General features: G+C 58.8%; 19 protein-coding genes. 10 read left to right on the top strand and 9 right to left on the bottom strand.

What is annotated here, in order from left to right; translation table 11 throughout:
* Window positions 1–50: 50 nt before the first annotated feature.
* The 3 genes from IPM54_37000 to IPM54_36990 form a co-directional block, all read right to left on the bottom strand.
* Window positions 51–1226, bottom strand: a complete 1176-nt coding sequence (locus tag IPM54_37000; protein MBK9265371.1) for a hypothetical protein — start codon at window positions 1224–1226, stop codon at window positions 51–53.
* A 12-nt stretch (window positions 1227–1238) separates the two neighbouring features.
* Window positions 1239–2228, bottom strand: a complete 990-nt coding sequence (locus tag IPM54_36995) for a DUF2167 domain-containing protein (GenBank protein ID MBK9265370.1) — start codon at window positions 2226–2228, stop codon at window positions 1239–1241.
* Between the two features lie 112 nt (window positions 2229–2340).
* Complete coding sequence (locus tag IPM54_36990) at window positions 2341–3435, bottom strand: hypothetical protein (protein ID MBK9265369.1); 1095 nt, start codon at window positions 3433–3435, stop codon at window positions 2341–2343.
* Between the two features lie 61 nt (window positions 3436–3496).
* Between IPM54_36990 and IPM54_36985 the strand changes: the two genes are divergently transcribed.
* The 6 genes from IPM54_36985 (at window position 3497) to hcp (ending at window position 8657) form a co-directional block, all read left to right on the top strand.
* On the top strand, window positions 3497–4201 hold the full coding sequence (locus tag IPM54_36985) for a hypothetical protein (protein MBK9265368.1): 705 nt from the start codon (window positions 3497–3499) through the stop codon (window positions 4199–4201).
* Window positions 4202–4543: 342 nt separating this feature from the next.
* The gene (locus IPM54_36980; protein ID MBK9265367.1) at window positions 4544–5077 is read left to right on the top strand and encodes a hypothetical protein; all 534 of its coding nucleotides are present in this window, start codon (window positions 4544–4546) and stop codon (window positions 5075–5077) included.
* 516 nt (window positions 5078–5593) lie between these two features.
* Window positions 5594–6145 (top strand): hypothetical protein, encoded by a 552-nt coding sequence (locus tag IPM54_36975; protein ID MBK9265366.1) that lies wholly within the window; start codon window positions 5594–5596, stop codon window positions 6143–6145.
* Window positions 6146–6214: 69 nt separating this feature from the next.
* Complete coding sequence (locus IPM54_36970; GenBank protein ID MBK9265365.1) at window positions 6215–7129, top strand: isoaspartyl peptidase/L-asparaginase; 915 nt, start codon at window positions 6215–6217, stop codon at window positions 7127–7129.
* Window positions 7130–7518: 389 nt separating this feature from the next.
* Entirely contained in the window at window positions 7519–8022 is a 504-nt protein-coding gene (locus tag IPM54_36965; protein MBK9265364.1) for an Hcp family type VI secretion system effector, read from the top strand.
* A gap of 149 nt (window positions 8023–8171) precedes the next feature.
* Entirely contained in the window at window positions 8172–8657 is a 486-nt protein-coding gene (gene hcp, locus IPM54_36960; GenBank protein MBK9265363.1) for a type VI secretion system tube protein Hcp, read from the top strand.
* Between the two features lie 16 nt (window positions 8658–8673).
* Here hcp and IPM54_36955 read toward each other — a convergent pair whose 3' ends face one another.
* Window positions 8674–9435 carry a crotonase/enoyl-CoA hydratase family protein gene (locus tag IPM54_36955; GenBank protein MBK9265362.1) on the bottom strand — a complete coding sequence of 254 codons (762 nt, stop codon included), beginning with the start codon at window positions 9433–9435 and terminating at the stop codon, window positions 8674–8676.
* A gap of 89 nt (window positions 9436–9524) precedes the next feature.
* On the opposite strand from IPM54_36955, the gene IPM54_36950 reads away from it, so the two are divergent.
* The gene (locus IPM54_36950; GenBank protein ID MBK9265361.1) at window positions 9525–10718 is read left to right on the top strand and encodes an acyl-CoA dehydrogenase family protein; all 1194 of its coding nucleotides are present in this window, start codon (window positions 9525–9527) and stop codon (window positions 10716–10718) included.
* An 18-nt stretch (window positions 10719–10736) separates the two neighbouring features.
* Window positions 10737–11063 carry a hypothetical protein gene (locus IPM54_36945; protein MBK9265360.1) on the top strand — a complete coding sequence of 109 codons (327 nt, stop codon included), beginning with the start codon at window positions 10737–10739 and terminating at the stop codon, window positions 11061–11063.
* Here IPM54_36945 and IPM54_36940 read toward each other — a convergent pair.
* Both IPM54_36940 and IPM54_36935 read right to left on the bottom strand, forming a co-directional pair.
* Window positions 11030–12043 (bottom strand): GAF domain-containing protein, encoded by a 1014-nt coding sequence (locus IPM54_36940; GenBank protein ID MBK9265359.1) that lies wholly within the window; start codon window positions 12041–12043, stop codon window positions 11030–11032. The two genes, IPM54_36945 and IPM54_36940, sit on opposite strands and share 34 nt — an antisense overlap.
* 28 nt (window positions 12044–12071) lie before the next feature.
* The gene (locus IPM54_36935) at window positions 12072–12737 is read right to left on the bottom strand and encodes a XylR N-terminal domain-containing protein (protein MBK9265358.1); all 666 of its coding nucleotides are present in this window, start codon (window positions 12735–12737) and stop codon (window positions 12072–12074) included.
* 278 nt (window positions 12738–13015) lie between these two features.
* On the opposite strand from IPM54_36935, the gene IPM54_36930 reads away from it, so the two are divergent.
* Window positions 13016–14209 (top strand): hypothetical protein, encoded by a 1194-nt coding sequence (locus tag IPM54_36930; protein MBK9265357.1) that lies wholly within the window; start codon window positions 13016–13018, stop codon window positions 14207–14209.
* A 24-nt stretch (window positions 14210–14233) separates the two neighbouring features.
* Here IPM54_36930 and IPM54_36925 read toward each other — a convergent pair whose 3' ends face one another.
* From IPM54_36925 to IPM54_36915, 3 genes are all read right to left on the bottom strand, one after another.
* Window positions 14234–14827 carry a hypothetical protein gene (locus IPM54_36925; GenBank protein MBK9265356.1) on the bottom strand — a complete coding sequence of 198 codons (594 nt, stop codon included), beginning with the start codon at window positions 14825–14827 and terminating at the stop codon, window positions 14234–14236.
* 121 nt (window positions 14828–14948) lie between these two features.
* Window positions 14949–15395, bottom strand: a complete 447-nt coding sequence (locus IPM54_36920; GenBank protein ID MBK9265355.1) for a hypothetical protein — start codon at window positions 15393–15395, stop codon at window positions 14949–14951.
* Window positions 15396–15459: 64 nt separating this feature from the next.
* Window positions 15460–16305: a hypothetical protein gene (locus IPM54_36915; protein MBK9265354.1), complete on the bottom strand. Its 846-nt coding sequence runs from the start codon at window positions 16303–16305 to the stop codon at window positions 15460–15462.
* A gap of 247 nt (window positions 16306–16552) precedes the next feature.
* Between IPM54_36915 and IPM54_36910 the strand changes: the two genes are divergently transcribed.
* Window positions 16553–18742 carry a hypothetical protein gene (locus IPM54_36910; protein ID MBK9265353.1) on the top strand — a complete coding sequence of 730 codons (2190 nt, stop codon included), beginning with the start codon at window positions 16553–16555 and terminating at the stop codon, window positions 18740–18742.
* The last annotated feature ends 8 nt before the right edge of the window (window positions 18743–18750 follow it).

Below are 18750 nucleotides of genomic sequence, written 5' to 3'. Positions count from 1 at the left end.
TCGAATGAACACATGAACGACGCCGGATTCTTACAGGCACGCGCGATTCGTCACGCCACGGCAAGATCTTTGATCTTTGCCGGTTCGAGCCCAACCCCTCCGCAATCTTCGCACACGCGCATTTCGGGCGCATATCGCGCATGACACCTCGGACAACACATTTCCCCTTCGATGTCACCCGTCGCCGCGGGCAGCGCGGAAAGCTCGTCCGGATTGAAAGACAACGAAGAAGCCATTTTGGCCATTCGATTCGTCATGGCATTGCGGTAAAACGCTTCCGTCGCCCGAGCGTCCGGATCGTCGGTTGGACACGATGGCAACATCGGGTGTCGTGCATCGCGGAGAAGATACGACAAGAATCGCTTCAATCGATTTTGGGGCGCCACTGCAGCGACGGCGGCGGCCGGATGAAAATCATGGAGGATCTTTTTTGCCAAAAGGTCGACCGCTCGCATTCCACTGACCGGCACGAGCCCCAGCATGATGGCATATCCCCATCGTTCCAGTCGTTCCAATGGGAAATATTTTCGATGCAAGCGGACCCAAAGTGTCGCCGTCACCCACGTTGCCAAATACACCGCGCCGATCGCCACGATCCAGATACGCTCGAATCCCAGCCGCATGGCAAGTGCCGGGACGAGCACCAACGTGACGAGCCACAAGACGAAGCTCGACGTGCGCAATCCCGCCGTTTGCGCGTAAAAATCACGCAGGCGTGACTTGGCTGCTTCTACGTCGAAACGTTTTGCCAAAAATTCGTCAATCGCCGCAGCTCGTTCGTTTCGAGGCAATGTTTGCAAATGTGTAATGATTTCGACGAGCTGCCGCGCCATGTTCGGCGACGTCAATTCGAGGATGGATTCGCCGTTGAGCCAAACGTTACGGCCATGCGCGGACACATCGCGAATCGCATCGAAGTGGAAAAAGTGCCCCGGATGATCGGGTCGCTCTTCCAGCTCCATGGATTCGGCCACCCAAAAAAGCACGCCGTCCGGCGATAGCGATACGGGCCACTGCGGTACGATGAAAACGGTTGCATTCGTCAAGAAGGGAAAACCGATGACGGCCCCGCCGCGAGCATTCCCGATCGTTCGATGAGGAAGTCGCGGCAAGGCCCAATCGGCCGATCGCGCGCAAAGCGCAATGCTACCTCGAGGCACCCAGGCTGCTCCTTCGAGCAGGTAGAGTATGACGAGAACGAGGTATAAGGTTTCGCCGTCGGTCATTACCGCTCGAAATCAGGACTCCGAAGAATCCGCCGATTCCGCCGCTGCGTCTTTCTTGCGGCCAAAGAGCTTGGAGACGAGCGCTCCGCCTGCGGCAAGAATCAAAGCTCCAATTTTGAAGACGCCCTTACCGAGCTTCGCCAAAATGCCCGTTTTCGCGGCGACCGCGACCGCACCGCCCGTCATCAGCCCGATGAGACCAATTTCGGCAACTTTGTCACCCGGCTTGAATTCCGAATACCGCTGACCATCCTTGAAGGTGAATCCTTCGAGCAACTTGCGCGTATTCGGAAGCGTCTGCGCATAATTCTCTGGAGCTACCACCAATCCCGCTTGCATCACGCCAGCTCGACCCAGCATTCGGATGTCGTGATTGACGCTCTTGTTGCCGGATTTGTCATTCTTCAGCGTCGTGGCCCATTCCAAATTGTGCGTCGTCGGCTCGTATTGCGGAGACGATGCCCACCCCTCGATGGTCACGGTATCCCATCCCCGTTGACTACGAATCTTGTTGGCTTCGGCCGTGCCTTCTCGGAGCGACTTCAAAATCGCATTCGCATCGATTTCGTCCTTCTCGTCGTCCTTGACGTACCCGATGTCCGAAAAATCGAAAATCACAAACCACGTCAGATCCTCGGCCGCCACCATCCCGAGCTCCTCGCCCGACGTCGGATTGTGATTCAGCTCGAGGTATTTCCGAGCGCCAGGACCGTCGGCGAACATTGCGCCTTCCGGTACCGCAATCGTCGCGTGCTTCAAATCCCCCGTCGTCGGCCCATGTTTCCAGCCAACGCTTTCGATTTGTCGAATTCGTTCCAAAAGCTCGGGGGGCAGATCCGCCGGGATTTCTTCACCCGCCGCTGCCGATCCAGCGGGGGCCGCTGCTGCAGCCGGCTCGGCGGGCGCAGACTGCGCGTGAGCTGCATGCCCGGACGCGAGGGAAGCGGCGACGAACAATCCTGTGGCGAGTGAAAAACGTCGTAACACAGATGGATTCATCATGGCGCGCGATGACACACGAGCCGCTGCTCCGTGTCAAGAGGGATGCGTACACTTTTACTCATTTGTCCCGATTGGAATTGTCCACCGACGGTGGATTGGCGACGGTGATCGGTCAGGCAGCTTCGGACGCCGATGGCGTAGCGGGCGGGTCGGCTTTGCGTGCCAGGAGGTTTTCGATGTCCTTTTTCGGAATGAGCGCGAAGAACACGCCGTAAAGGAATACGAGCGAAACCAGCGTGAGCGCCGTGTATTTGTCGTCGTTGTAGAACGTCGAGCGGAAGATGAACTGCGTGAGCAGCGCCAAACCGAAAATGGGCGCTTCGAGGTCGCGACGCACTTTCGTCAGGGGCGCTAGCAGAATCATGAACGAGTAGTAGTAGCAGGTGAGCTGCGCGAGCAGGATCATCCAGATTTGCCCGAGGCATTGGGCGACCCACAGCGACTTCAATCGGCGATGCACGTAGATGCTGAGCGCCAGCGTGAGCGCGATGAGCGAATAACCGACCCACCGATATTTCTTGTAACGATCATTGCGCATTTGTTTCCACACCTCGAAAGGATCTTTCAAGGTGTTGTTGCGCGTGAACTTCATGCGGCCGCTGGCTTTGCTTGCTGCGTCTTCGTTATGAAATGTTTTTGCGATGGATTTGGCTCGATCTTCCGAAATCCACCCGCGTTGATGCAAACTTTCGGTGGCTGCGGCGACCGTATCGCCGACCTGCGCGATGGCTTGACGCGGCATGTCGTGCGCAATGAGCACGCGCAGACCCGTGTGATTCGTCAGCGGCGTTTGATCGTGCACTTGCAGCGTGTGTTTGTAGAAGTCCAAATACGACTTCGGCCCGGATACCGCCATCGATATAGCGATCAGCACCGCCGCGCTTGCCGTGCCGCCGATGAGCATTTGGATCTGCTCGCGCGACATTTTGTGCTTGCGATAGACCGTCCAGCCCACGGCGACGAGGAGTCCGACCACGACGAGACCCGGGAAGATGCGGAGCAAGCCGGCATAAACGAGCGCTGCGCCTGCGAGCTTCGGATATTGTTTGCGTAGCAAACAAACCGAAAGGACCAGGAAAAACAGCCAATCTTGGCGCAAGAATGCACCAAACGTCCAATACGACGTCGCCGTGTGCTCGCAGCCATAAAAGATGGCGGCGACGGCGAAGACGCGCCATCCGAATGCCCACCACAAAGCTGCGAACATGCCTATGGTGTAGAAAAATGTCGAGCGACGCCAAGAATTGGCAATACCCGACGGTGGCCGGATGCAGTTCCGAGAGAAACCGGCCCATGATGGTCCACACGGGCGGCGGATTGTACCCGTGGTCTTTCAGCATGTCCTCCCAGTAACCTTTACCGGAGACGATGCGGAAAAACTTCACGTCGGCTTTGAATTGCTCCCAGCGCGCCGGCTGAAACGCCGTCGTGCATTCTTCGGGATGCTCCAAGAAGTTGATGGCGGGTTTCAGGAGGTTGTCACCACCGAGATTGCGGATTTTTCGATCCGGGTGACGCGCTTCTTTCGACAAATCGATGCGATACGTGCGCCCGTCTTCTTCGGTGTGCGAAATGACGCCCATTTCGTCTTGTGCAATCAGCGCGCACTTGTAAAGACCGTCGTACCCCAATTCTTTGAAGTACTTGGCCCCCATGTAATAATGAAACTGATCCCACCGGTGAAAGAATTTGGGGTAGGGAGAATAGAACCCGTTGAAGTAAGCGCCAATCGCTGCAACGGCGAGCGTCACGCCGACGAATTTTTTCCATCGCTCCGCGATCGGCCGCTTCTGAATGACGCGATAACGCTCGTAGAAGACGCATCCCGCCGCGGCGACGGCGATCGCTCCCTTGATGACATCGACCGCGATTTCGTGATTGTCCGTCACCTTCGTCGCGCCGTAACAGACGAGACCCACGGTGCTGATGCCTGCCACGTAGCGGAACCAGAGCTGGCGACGACCACTGAGTAGCCGGTCGATGAACCAGACCAGATACGTGTAGAGGACGCTAACGCCGACGAACAGGATGATCTGCGAGAGGGAGTACTTCATTCGATTCGCTGCGGCTGTGTGATCCCGAGCCTTGCAGTGTGCTCGAGCCACCGCTGGTGAGGATCAGACGTTTGGGCGCACCTTATGCGGACATCGGGCGATTGCCTAGTCCTAGTTCGTGCGAACCCTGAGTCGACGGCGTCTGCGGGGCACCGATGCGGGGCAGACTACCCGCGCTCGGATAGTCCAACATCTGCCCGGTGCAGACCTTTCCGGATGCTCCAAAACCGTCAAAAATCCGCACGTTAGCGATGCTCGGTCGTGTATCGTCCCATCGTGATCATGGACGGGAATTCGGGTTCGTCTGCGCATCATGAGACCGTGGACTTGAATCAGCTTGGCTTCGTGCTCGAAGTCGAAGGCGCGATCGCTCCTTTGCCTTGCAAACTCGTGCGAGGCTTTCAAGAAGCGGTCGTCGCGGCGCAGGATCCGCGCACGCCCATGCCGACGCGCCTCGTCATCATGAGTCCCGAGGTGGCGACGTTCGAATGGCTTGCGGCGTGGTCCGAGGACGAGCAGCAGGTGCGGCGCACGCTGACCATCCGCAGGCGCAGCGATGGTGCCACAGTCATCGCCGTCGTGACGCTTGCAGCTTTCGGTCATGCGACCCATACGTCGCTCACCGTCGAATCGTTGACGCTGCCGTCGCAACGCAGGCGCATCGTTCGCAGCGGCGTGCATCCCAAATCGTTTCTCGATGCCATCCGCGCGCACTACAAGCGCTCGGTGCAGCATGGAGCCGCCAACGACGTGCGGCTCGTTCCGACCGATCCCCCGAGCGGTGAAGCCGGCTGAAGGGTAACTGCTCTCTGGCATTGTCGATTGCGCCGGAGCTTCGCAGTGATACCTTTTGCTCGTGCCAGATGGGCGAAAGCCCGGGGTTGGTCCTGCTGGAGAGCACTCCGGTGCTGGCGCAAGCAAAATTCGTTGCGATGTCCGCAGCGACGAACAACACGAACACCCACACTGCCGATCGCACGAACGATTGGGCACGGGGTGCCGGCACGCCGGAGGAGGGATGGTCACCATGCGCGAATTCTGTGGCTCTAACCCGGAGGTTTCGGGCAGTTGACCGAATGGCCCCCGGGGTAGCGGCCTGTGGAAGTGTCGTGGAAGTGGTTGTGTCGAACGTCGCGAGTGCTCTCTGGGCGCGTAGCAGGTTGATTCCAGCCACTTGAAAGACCCCATGGGCTGTCAGGGCCGAGCGGGTCGGAGGGTGTTCCTCCGGCCCGTTTTTCTTTTGTTTACGCACGGCACGAGCAAACCACACCGCGCTTGGCCTCGCGGGCTCGTCGCGCCACCATCGTCGCGATGCTTCACGAACCCTTTTCGCGTGCGCTTCTCGTCGCTTTTGCGGCGCTACCGCTTTCTGCGTGCCTTGACAAACCTTACGATCCCGACGGCCCTGGAGACTTCGTCGGCACCTTTGCCGTCGACGCAAAGCTCGACGCAAACTCGTGCGGTGCTGGGGTCATCGATGCACCTGCATCGTGGAGTTTCGAGGTGCGTTTGTCGCGCGACGTCGACCTCATTTACTGGTGGAACAACGGCTCCGAGCTCACCACGGGCAAACTCGGTTCCGACAAACACTCGTTTTCGTTCGACACCGCCGTCGTCGTCGACATGCGCGACGAGAACAGCGAACCATGGTTGCCTCCGTGCTCGGTGCAGCGCCGTGATCGCGCCGATGGAAAGATCGCGGAGGACGACACGGCGTTCACCGGCAAACTCAGCTACGACTACGCGCCGACGAGCGGTTCGGATTGTTCCGATCTCGTCACGTCGAACCCGCCGGTCTTTGCGGCTCTTCCGTGCGGCATGACGTACGTACTCGATGCGAAACGCACATCCGACGTGCCTTGATCCGCGCTGCGATGTGCGTGTGTTCAGCATGCGTCCGACGTCGCTTCGCGCTACCGTGGCGCCTTGTCGATGAGCGAAGACATCGTTTCCGAAGATGGGATGCTCGGGCGCTTTGGCGTTGTCGTGCATGGTGGTGCTGGGCATGTGAAGCCTGAAAGGCATGCGCTTCACGTCGAGGGTTGCAAGCGTGCTGCGCAGATGGGGCTCGACGTGCTGCGTGGCGGTGGAAGTGCGCTCGACGCGGTTGAGCGCGCTGCGCGAGCGCTCGAGGACGACGAGCTGTTCAATGCGGGCACGGGAGCGTGTCTCGATGAAGATGGTCGCGTAGTGCATGACGCGTCCATCATGGAGGGGCGTGACTTGCGGGCGGGGGGAGTCTGCGCGCTCGCCGGGTTTCGCAATCCGATCTCGATTGCGCGCAGAGCGCTCGAAGACGGCAAGCACGTGCTCTATGCGGGTGAAGGTGCGGCGAGGTTTGCCCGGACGCACGGGTTTGTCCCGGTACCCGAAGCGGAGCTCGTGACCGAAGCTGCCATCGCGGCGCTCGCGTCTGCACGGGCAGGTACGGGGCCGACGGGTTGGGCAGGAAGTACCATCGGCGTCGTTGCAATCGACGAATCCGGCCTGCTTGCTGCGGCCACGAGCACGGGGGGCATGGTCAACAAGCGAGCTGGTCGCGTGGGCGACTCACCGCTCATCGGTTCAGGTACCTATGCTGATGATGCTTCAGGAGCCGTGTCCACGACGGGTCATGGCGAAGGCATGATCCGCTTGTGCATTGCACACGTGATCGCCGAGTCCATGCGTGAAGGAGCCACGCCCGAACAAGCCACGCGCAGCGCCATCCAGCGCTTGCATGCACGTCTTGGTTCGACGGGAGGAGCCATCGCGATTGATCGTCGCGGCCGCTTTGGTCTTGCGCGTTCGACGAGCACCATGTCGTGGGCTGCAGCGAGCGGCAGCGGGATCTACGCGGGCATCTGAGCGTGCGTGCGGTCGTCGATGCATAATCGTGGCGACTCGTCAACGGCTCGATCGCGCCATTGCGAAGAATTCGTCGTGTCACTGAATTGACGAGTGATCTCGAAGAGTCTCCATCGATGTCGGCAGTGCTTCATGCATGGGTGTCGTGAAAAGTTTTGCTGTCACGACAGCGCTTGGAGGTGGCTTTTGCGTCGAGAGATCGAGAGATGAAAGAATTGCTTGACGTCTCTGGCGAATGGCCAAGAATACGGCCCACCTCACGACGCTTATTGGCGTATCGCGAGGACCACTCGAAACTCGATTCCTTATCGGAGAGACATCTGCCAGCGCGCAATGGGGCGTAGACTGAGCCCAGATGAGGACCCGCGAAGGAATCAGGTCAGGTTGACATGGCTCTCAATGCGTATCTCCGTTTGAAGGGGCAGAAGCAAGGCGAGATCAAGGGTTCCGTGACGCAAAAGGGTCGCGAGAACAGCATCATGGTCATCGCGGTCTCGCACGAGATCATCAGCCCGCGTGATCCGGCCAGCGGTTTGCCCACCGGCAAGCGCATGCACAAGCCGTTCGTGATCACCAAGGAGCTCGACAAGTCCTCGCCGCTTCTTTACAACGCGCTCGTCAACAACGAGAACATTCCCGAGTGGAAACTCGACCATTACACGCCGCAAGTGAAGGCGCAGCAAGGCGTCGGCACCGAGGTCAATCACTACACGGTGCGCCTCTTGAACGCGAACATCGCGTCGATTGGCTTCCGCATGCCGAACAACCGCAACCCCGAGCTCATGAAGTACGCCGAGTACGAAGAGGTCGCTTTCACGTACCAGAAGATCATCTGGACGTGGAACGAGGGTGGCATCACGGCCGAGGACGATTGGGAAGCCCCGAACGTCTGATCGTCCCTCATTCGGGATGACAAACACCGGGCGGTCTTTTTGGGGGCCGCCCGGTTTTTCTTTGTAGCTTTATCAGAATTTCCGTTGTCGTAAGGTTCGAAGACCACTAAGCTATTTGCCGCGTCTGCTCCGTACCTCGTGGACCCTCCATGGCCCTGAACGCGTACCTAAAAATCGTCGCGCAAAGACAGGGCCCCATTTTGGGTTCCGTCACCCAAAAGGGTCGGGAAGGCACCATTCAAGTCATTGGTGCCATGCACGAAATCGTGGGGCCGCGTGACCCCGCGAGCGGCCGGCCCACGGGCAAACGCGTGCACAAGCCCTTCGTCGTCACGAAGAACATCGATCGCGCCTCGCCGCTGCTCTACAGCATCCTCACCTCCAACGAAAACATCCAATCGTTCGAGCTGCAGTTTTTCACGCCAGACAAGACCGGCATCGAACGGCAACACTTCACGGTTCGACTGACGAACGCCAACATCTGCGCCATCAGTTTCCGCATGCCGAGCACGCGTTCCAAGTTCACCGCGCAGCTCGCCGAGCGTGAAGAAGTCGCCTTCACCTACCAGAAAATTAGTTGGACCTGGAACGAAGGCGGAATCTCGGCCGAAGACGATTGGGAAACGCCTCGCTGACGATTTCACGCTCGGTTCAGCACCTTTTCCCGTGCCGTCCCGCGCCCTCGACAAACCGCGTTGCTCCCTGCACGGCTTCCCCTTCGAGCGCTCGCAAGCCGTGTCGCAATTCGTTCCGCATTGCCTCCGCGAACGACAGATCGAATTGTTCGTATGTGCTCATACGATCGGCTCGCATGCACGTTTGCGGCATCGATGCGATCTCGCGAGCCAGCGCTTCCGCCTCGCGTCTCGATGCTCCCTTCGGCACGACACGATTCGCGAGTCCCATCGCAAGTGCTTCCGAAGCGCCCACGCCACGCCCCGTCAAAATCAGATCGAGCGCTCGGGACAAACCTATGAGCCGCGGCAAACGCACCGTCCCGCCATCGATGAGCGGCACGCCGAAACGCCGACAAAACACGCCGAGAACCGCGTCTTCCTCGACCACGCGCAGGTCGCAAAAGAGCGCCAGCTCGAGCCCTCCAGCAACGGCATGACCCGCGATCGCCGCGATCACCGGCTTCGATAGCAGCATGCGCGAAGGCCCCATCGGACCGTCGCCTTCCGGATCCACGCGGTTCGGTTTTCCCGCCGCAATCGCCTTCAAATCCGCACCTGCGCAAAACGTTCCGTGATCGCCCCAAAGCACACCCACGCGCGCGTTTTCATCCGCGTCGAACGCTCGAAAGGCATCCGCCAGCGCTTCTGCAGTCGCTCTATCCACCGCGTTGCGACGTTCGGGGCGATCGAGAATCACGGTCGTGATTGGGCCTTCTCGTTCAATACGCACGCTCATGGATCAGCTCCTCGTTCTCGACGTCCGTCGTGGTATGAAGCGTATCGACGGACCGTGAGGCATGGTCTGCGCAGAAAGGTCGAAGCGCCATGAATTTCGATTTGCCCCCCCACATCGCGGAAAAGCGCCACGAAGTGCGTTCGTTCATCGACCAGCGCGTCATCCCTCACGAGCGATCCGTCATTGAAGAAGATCGCGCGGGCAAACACGACACTTTGCGCCGGCTGCAATCCGAGGCTAAAGCTGCGGGGTTATGGGTTCCGCACTTGCCGCCGTCGTATGGCGGGCTTGGTTTGGGAATCATGGGAATGTGTGCCCTTTTTCGTGAAATGGGCCGATCTCCCGTTGGCGCCAAGGTATTCAATTGCGACGCTCCCAATCAGGGCAATATGGATATTTTGCTCCGAGCCGCCAGCGAATCCATCAAAGAGCGATACCTCGGGCCGCTCGTTGCGGGAGAAACCACCAGCGCGTTTTGCATGACCGAGCCGGCACCCGGCGCCGGAGCCGATCCGTCGAATCTGCGCACGCGTGCCGAAAAAGACGGCGACGATTGGATCATTTCAGGACACAAATGGTATTCCACCGGCGGTCGTGATGCCGCATTTCTCATCCTCATGGCCCGAACGAGCGACGATCCTCGAACGGGAGCCACCATGTTCATCGTCGATCGGCATGCCGAGGGTGTCGAATACGTGCGTGACATTTCCACCATGTCCGAACCCGTGCTCGACCACCGCGAGGGCGAATTCCGATTTCATTCCGTACGCGTGCGGCCCGATGCCGTGCTTCGCGCCGTGGGCGATGGCTTTCGGCTTGCCCAAGAACGGCTCGTTCCCGCGCGCCTCACGCATTGCATGCGGTGGCTCGGTTTGGCAGACCGAACGCTCGAGCTTTGCAAACCGTATTTGGTGACGCGCGAAAGTTTTGGCAAAAAGCTCGCGCAACATCAGATCACGCAACAGAAAATTGCCCATCACGCGCTTGGTATTCATGCCGGCAATCTCATGACGTTCCATTGCGCATCGATGCTCGAAAAAGGGCTCGACAAGGAAGCTCGTCCCTATTCTTCCATGGCGAAGCTGCACGTGGCGCGCCTCCTTTGCAACGTGCTCGACGATGCCATTCAAATGCACGGCGGCCTTGGATACAGCGACGACATGCCGTTTGCGTCATGGTATAGGCATGCGCGAAGCGCCCGCATTGCGGACGGTCCGGATGAAGTGCACGAAGTCGTCATTGCCCGTGATTACCTCACACGCGGTCTCGAGCTTCTCGTTTGATTCGAGAAAGACAGGTTCATGACGGCCAAGAAAAAATTAGGCGCCCGAGCGCTTCGACGGCAATCCGATCGCGACACGCAAAAGCTCATGCGCGATCGAGCTCGTCTCGCGGCGCTCGAGCCTGGCGGAGCACCCGATAGACCCATTCGCGTTGCGTCGGCGTCCGAAGTCGAAGTTGCAGCTCGCAGCACGCCATGCATTCAATGCGGCGGCGAAGTTCGCGTCGAAGAACACCTTGCCGAAACGATCGGCGCCGAAAGGCTACGCATTGCACACGTCACGTGCCGCATCTGCGGGGCCAAACGCGCCATTTATTTTCGTATCGGCGCCCCACTTCCCAATTGACGACGCCGTGTCGCTTCGATGCCTTGTCGCAATGTCGGCAGTAGGCGCACCCTTCCCAAATCAACGCCGTATTCCACCATCACCTGCGCGACCTTGGGCCGAACTCCCGTCACCATCCCTTCGGCACCCATCAGCCCCACCGCGGAGATCAGATTCACGAAATGCGCTGCCATTGCAGTATCGATCTCTTCGACGCTCGTCATGTCGAACAGAACGAACCGCGCAGCTCGCGAAGAAACCTCGGCCAAGAGGCGCCCCATGATTTCATCGGCTCTCTGAGCGTCGAGCGCCCCAATGAGCGGCACGGCGAGCGTCCCGGGTCCGACATCGAGAATGGGCGCTGAAAGCGTCAGGATTTCGCGGTGCTGCCGTTCGATCACGTGCAGCTTCGTATCCAATTCTTCAATGACGCGGCCTTTTTCTTCCGCCTGACGTCGCTCCGCCGCGGCTGTGTCCTCGAGCTCCCGTGAAAGCGCGGCCTGCGTGAGCAGCACATTCCCTGCGGAAAGCGCAAGCCCACCAATACCCGCAACCGCTGTGAGGAATGCCAAGTCCGCGTCGTCAAACGCTTCTTCGTCACGGCCGGATCCCAGAACGAGCAGCCCGAGCACGTGATCGCGCACCGTCAAAGCGACGGAAACAAGCCCGTGTATGCAGATTTCCGACGATAACGTCGCAAACGCAGCAAGCTCGCTCGGCGGTACGACTTGCGCAATTTGATCATTGGCGAGTCGCTGCCAGAGCGACATGGCCGTTGCGATTGTATCTTCACTGCAATCGCCCCTGAGTGTCGCAATCTCGAGGTGAACCTCGTTGCCTAGAAATAGCACGCCGTGATCGCGCCCCAGAAATGTCCCCGCAAGCGATAACAGCGTGTCGGCAATAGCTGAAGGCTCGTGAATCTCGATTGCGGCAAACGTTCTTGCCACGAGGTAGACATTCTCGAGATGCCTCTCGAGCCGCAAAGCACGGTCATCCATAGCCGGACCCTCGATGACTTCCGGCCAATCAGGCGACGCCGTACTTTTCTTTGTATTGTCGAACGAATCCGCCGATCGTTTTCGGTGGTGCCATGACGAACACACAATCCTTGTGCCCCATCGCTTGACACGTAATTTCTTGTGCTTCGAGCTCCACGCCGTAGCTGACTTCGCACCAGCCGCTCGAATAGCCTGAATTCATCGAGCACGCGGGCAGTCTCGATCGCAGGCCGTGTTCGAGGTACGCGTTGGCCTCGAAAGAATACGGATGCGTGTAGGCCAAAAAGTAATTTTCGTCGGGTGACGGTTTGCTTTCCGGAAAAATGTCGACGAATGCCCAGCCGACGTGCGCAAAGTGCACGGGCCCGAGCGCCAGTTTCATGTGGGGATCGGTCACGCCGAGCTTCTCGTGGTATGCGCGAGCATCTCTGCGGCCGAGTGCTCGCGCAATCTTGTACCGTATTTGTCGAGCGCCCGCATCCCCGAACGTCTTGCGTAGCTCCTCGTGCAGCTCGAAACTGAACGAATCCGCGCGCATCAGGACATATCGAGCGCCGCCCACGGAAAGTTGTCCTTTTTCAGGCTCGCGTTTCAGCTCGCCAAAGAAGCCCTCCATGATCCGTTCGGCCTCCTGAAAAAGCGGCACGAAGGGTTCGGGACAACGGACAACGCGGGTATCTCGTTCGTCGGACACGGTCGACCTCCATGGCGTGAAGCAGTCGGATGTCGCTATTGGAAGTACCACCCTAACGCAGTGTCAATACGTCGCGCTAGTAAAAACTGGACCCACGTCCGCGTCGATCGCAATCGCGCGGATAACGAGCTCGGGACGAGAAATGCATTACGCGAGGAAAGGTGACGACGTGGTAAAAATTGCCACGCCGCAGGCCCAGTCTTGTGCTTTCATATGCCAAAACTGGTGGTTCGCCACGGTCGACGTGCGTGGCGAGACGCTTGTCACGAGGTGCTTCCATGACGATTCGATTCCGCTTCTCATTGCTCGGCGTTGCAGCAGCGCTCACGTTCGTGGCCGGATGTGGCCCGAACGATACGAATCCGGTCGCAGCAGGCCCGACCCCTTGCGAGATGCTCGATTGCGCAGCGAGCCAAAAAATTTGCGTGGACGATTCGGCAGGCCTTCGGTGCGAACCATGTTCCACCGGCCAATATGCGACTGCTGCGGGCACGTGCGAGGCCCTGAAGGGAACGCCCATCAAGCACGAGTTTGCTTCATTCACGGTTCAGCCGGGTGAAGAAATCAAAGGGCTTTGCCAAAGCTTCACCATGAACAATCCCACGGAAATCTGGGTCAATGCCGTCGAGCTCGAACAAGACGAGTGGTCGCACCATTCCAATTGGACATTCGTCCCATCCGATGAGTTCGTCGGCCCGGATGGCGTATGGAAGTGCAGCGATCGCGGGTATAATCAAGTCAGCGCAGCCCTTTCCGGCGGCGTCCTGTACGCGCAATCCACGCAGGCCACGCGCGAAGTCCAAAAGTTTCCCGATGGCGTCGCCGTGCGCATCCCTCCCTATTCACGCATCATTGGCGACGTCCACCTGCTCAATCCATCCTCGTCGCCCGCCACGGGTACGCTCAAGCTCAGCATCTACGGCATTCCCAAAGAAGAGGTCGCCCACAAACTCGTCCCATTCCACCTCGATTATAATGGTTTGGCCATTCCGCCTCATGCCAAATCGAGGTTCGTTGGGGAATGCACGCTCACGGACAAATTCGCGGCGGCAGGAGAAACGTTCGACCCCAAAGTATATTTCATTCTGCCCCACACCCACGCCATGGCAAAAGGGTTTTTCCTCGAGATACTCGGTGGACCAAGAAACGGCGAAACCATCATCGAATTGGGGGCGTACGACGGCGAAGCTCACGGCCGCGTGTATGCCGATCCCATCGACATGACGGGTGCCGAAGGATATCGGTTCGGATGCGAATACCACAGTGACCGCAGCGAAACCGTGAAATGGGGATTCGGGGATCAAGAAATGTGCGAGCTGCTCGGGTTTGCCGAAAGCAACGTTGCTTTCGAATCTCGAATCACCGCCGCGGAAGAAGTCGGCATGGATGGTGACGTGCGCATCTTCTCGGCGCCGTGCAATACCATCGCATTCGCATGGGACCACGAAAAGCCCGGCGGCCCCGTACCTTGACGATTCGGGCTGCGCCGATTCGCATTACTTCGCTGATTCCAGCACCGTCTTCCATGCCCCGCGAGCTGCTTCCACCGTGTCGCTCGGCCCCGCCAGCTTGAAAAACCAGTTTCCCCGATCCGGCGTTTTGACGACTGCTCCGAGCAATCGGAAGTTTTCCTTCACCATTTGCATCGGTGCCTTCTTCTTCGGGCCCACGGGCGGACCCAGCGGAATCTTGTAAGTGCCAGAAATTTCTATCATTTCCACTTCGAGCGCCCCCGCGGAGAACTTTTCGCGTTTCGCGGTCTTTTCGACGTCACCATCGAATTGCTTGAACCACGATTGAAAGTGTTTGTCGGGGCTACCCTCCGCGCCCGTTCCGAAAAAGAAAACCTCGAGCGTCGCTTCCTCCTTGTCGTTGCCCACTTGCGGAATGCGATATCCCGCCTTTTGAGGACCCGACCGCGGCACATCCATCGTCGTCCACGAGCTCGGTACTGTCCATTGCAATGGCGCGACCGCCGGCGCGGCCGGCGCACTGGTCGACGTGGGCTCGGGTTCCGCGGGTGCACGCGAGCAGCCTGTTCCCAATGTCACAGACAGTGCGATCATTCCAAAGGTTTTCTTGCTGTTCATGATGGACATCGACAAAAGCACGAGCAAAGAACTACAACATCTCGGGCCCGAGTGCACGCATGGAAATCGTGGGAGCACCAACTGTCGCGTTCGTCGTGCTCTTCGAAACGCGGTATTGGCGTCAAACTCCAAGCTCCAAGCCCTTTTCGGCAAGCCGCTTTCGCGCAACATTGACCTTGTCGCACGGTCCGAGCGACGCGATGGCGAGCCCCAGCGCCGCTGCGGAAAGTAGCGGACTTGCGAGGCCGAACAGCGAGACCAGGCCGCCTGCCACGCTGAGCAGCAGCCAAAGCGCTGATGCCAAGAGCGCGACGCCTGCAAACGTCGTTTGAAGTATGGCTCCCGATGCGCGAGCGCGCATGAGCGTCGTTGCGGCGAATGCGAGTCCTGCGCCCACGATCAGCAAAACGATGGATCCAATGAATGCACGGCGAGTGAGGATGAATCCGGAGAGCGTTTGGATCCCCGTCAGCATGATGATCGCCCCCGCCAAAAGTCCAATGCCGCCCGAGATTTTTAGGATGGAAGGCGTTCGTGCAGCGGCAAAGTCGTCCTCGTGTGCGTCCATGCACGTGCGTTATCGCGTGCAGCGTGCATGTGCAACAAGTTTTTCCAAATTGCGACAGCCGGAGTCAAAATTGACCAATGATGGTAAAACCCTTGCGATCCTTGTCCATCATCGGCACGACGGCAAACGATTGAATGCCAAGCGCCGTTTTGGGTGGCTCGGGCGTCGATGCATGCGAAAGCACGGCTACGTCGAAGGCGTGCCACAACCCCCAACCCGCCAATGCACCATAACCGCTACCGGTCGCGTAGAATCCAATCATTGGTGCCCCGAAATTCATCCCGAAACTCAGCCATCCACGCCCCTTGTTGCCATGCGTCCAATGAGCAATGGGATTGACGAGAATCGCCCCCGCGGCCGCAGGAATGAAGATCGTTTCTTCATCCGTGACGATTCCCACTGCAAACAAACCATACACCGGAGCGAGCCCAATCAGCGACTTCCAACCATACCAACCGGTGTACGGAGGCTTTTTTGGCTTTTCGTCCTCGCGATACTTGGCCATGATTTCGGCATATCGCGCCGAGTCTACCGTCGATTGCGGTGCTGGGGGCGCAACCTGCGCTGGCCTCTTCTTTTTTTTCGCGGGCGTCGTCCCAGGAGGCGGCGGAGGTGGCGCTAAATGCGGCGGCTCATCGGGCGCGGTCGACGTCGGCGGAGGCGGTGGTGGCGGCTTCGCGCTGGTCGTTGCCGGCGGAGGCTCCACGTTCACGCCCGGCGGAGGCGGCGGCGGTGCGTCGAGCACACCCGTCCCACTCGGCACGGGCGGTGGCGGCGTCGTGTTTGCCCCCGGCGGCGGCGGAGGAGGCGGCGGAAGATCGTCTGCAAACGCGGAAGATGCGTTCGAACTGACGATCGCTGCCAGGACAAACCCTACCGAAAATCGTTTGTGCTCAAAGAATGGTCGCATGCTCGTGCGCTGTGCAAGCATGTTACACGACTGGACGACCGGGATCAGCTTCTGCGTGTGGCCGGCTCGTCGAAAGGGAGTTTTCCCGTAGCGAGATGCACCGTGAGCACAACGGGTCGTCGTATGACGCTCGAACGGGCTACGAAATTTGCCTTGATCTTGCGCGAGGTTACGGTTACCGATCCACACTGGTGGACTTTTCGCGTGGCCCTGCCTGCGACATCTGCCGTTCGACTGGAGTTTCACGATGCCTCGGCGAGACAAGAACTACCATTACTTGAAGCAGCGCGTTGCAGACATCGAGGGCATAACGCCCAGTGCCGTCACGCCCAAGCAGATGGCGCATTATTTCCTATCGAATGGCGTCGATTTGAAGGGACAAACGCAGACCGGATACACCGCGAAGGGCGGGGGATTCGGCATCGATGTCTCCATCGACCCGGGCAAACTCATCGGGCTTGCGGCCGAAATCGGCATCAATGCCAGCGCCGCTAGACTCGAGCAGAGCACCATTCTCGTCGCCCGCGGGCCCAGCATTTTGGACGGCGCCCAAATTGCCAAACCCATCGTCTTGTCGGCTCTGTCGGGCAGGAAATGGAGGGGAGAATTGGGGGCTGAGTTTTCCTTGGGAATTGGTGCGGAAGTCAGCGCCGGGGTTGGTACCGGCGGAGCCAAGGCGGAGGCGGAGAGCGACTGGGCCGAAGAGGAAGAAGAAGAAGCGGCGGCCTTCGAACTGGACGACATCGAAGCCATCGGCGTGAAGGCGGGTTTTTTCGTCGGATTGAAGCTCAATGCAAGCACCAAGGCCGAACACTATTTCGGCGTCGATCCGTGCCCGATGTATTACGACGATTTGGGACGCCAAAACCTCGCCGATGAGCTTGGCAATTGGCTAGCCAGTGAAACGCGAAAACGTCATCTCAAACGGGAAACGACCGAGCACCTCAATTACATGCGCCGCTTCGTCGCCGCGCGAACCAACGGTAATGAAAAGCTCCGACGCGAGGTTCGCGATTCTTTGGGCCTCGCGCGGCTCGGTATGACGGAAACTGGAGACTTCAACGAGCATGACGCTGGCGAGCACTTGATCGAGAACCTGAACCGCTTACGAGCCGGGCTTCAACGAGGAATCTACACGGAAAGTCTCTTTGCGAATGGATCGTACGGCGTCAAGTTGGACGAAATGTTCGCGAAGACCGATGAGCTCTACAACAAGCTCGTTCCGCTTTATGGAAAGGTCACGTACGCTCGTAGCTGGGTGAAGATCAATAGCGTATCCGGAACGTTTGGCGGCAATCTTGGAGCCGAAGCAGAAGCCGAGGCGACCGTGTCTTGCGTCGCGCACGCGAATTTGAGTGCGTCTGGCAATCTTTTCGAGGGGCAGTGGTCGAAACGCAGAACCCGCATCGTTTGGCAATTGCAACATGGCGTCGACCCTCGCGGATGCCCACTGATTTGCACACAAGATACCGTCATCAATTACACGAGCGCCGATGCGCAGGCTCTTTCGGGTGCAGTCGAAATGGAGGCGAAAGTCGGCAAGAAAAAGTACGGTTATGATATCGGGGGCAGCGTCTTCGGCAAAGGGCTCAATACCATGACCTACCAATCCGGTATCCTCTACTGGAGAATGCCCGTCGAAGAACGAGGCGAGGTCAGGCCACTTTTGGGCAGCGGCGTTGCTTTCGGGCAATCGGTCGTCATCAACAATCTCTTGAAGGTTTGCGAAGAACTCAAAAAGGGAAAAGAGGCGGCCAAACCGTCGTCGCAATCAATCTTCGGCCCTCTCAAAGGGCCCATCGTGCTCGATATCCCGACCGCGTCCAAGAAGCAGTCCGCGACCTTCTTCGACATCGATTTCAAAAACGATGCTCCAGCGAAACCGTCACCCATGATTGCGCCAAAGTCACCTCGAAAGTCGGGCGGCAACAAATGGCTGAAGCGCATGGCGCGTTCATTACGCGTCACGGAAGAACAATTGACGGAATTCCTCACCCGCGCGGACGTCATCGGCGTTCTCGAGGATCTCAGCGCGAGTACGCAAGATCTTGGAGATCCAAATTCCGAGCCCTGGGGAGATCGAAGCGTCTTGCTCGAATCGAGCTTCAGCCTACCGTTGTCTACTGCGCCGCTCACCTACGAGAACAACAAGCTCACGGGGGGCGTTCGAACCACGCTCCTCGGCGCCAAAAACCGCAGCCTTCAAGCCATTCGACTTCGCTTTCGCATCAGCGATTGCTTTTCGTCGCAAAAGGCATTCCGCCTCGGATTCAAAGTGTTCGGCACGGGGCTCGGCGTTTCTTTCAAGAAGATCTCGGAAGCCGGAACCGAAGGTGTCGTCACCTTGTGCAGCTTGTACTTCCCTTCATCGCTCGATGCCAACTTCATGAAGATGGAGGAATCCCTCGTCCCGCCCGTCACGCTTTTCTCTCAGTGAACGCGGTG

It is taken from the genome of Polyangiaceae bacterium, from assembly GCA_016715885.1.
Classification (GTDB): domain Bacteria; phylum Myxococcota_A; class Polyangia; order Polyangiales; family Polyangiaceae; genus Polyangium.
Note: the sequence above shows the minus strand (reverse complement) of the source record. Positions and strands in the feature narration are given on the sequence as shown.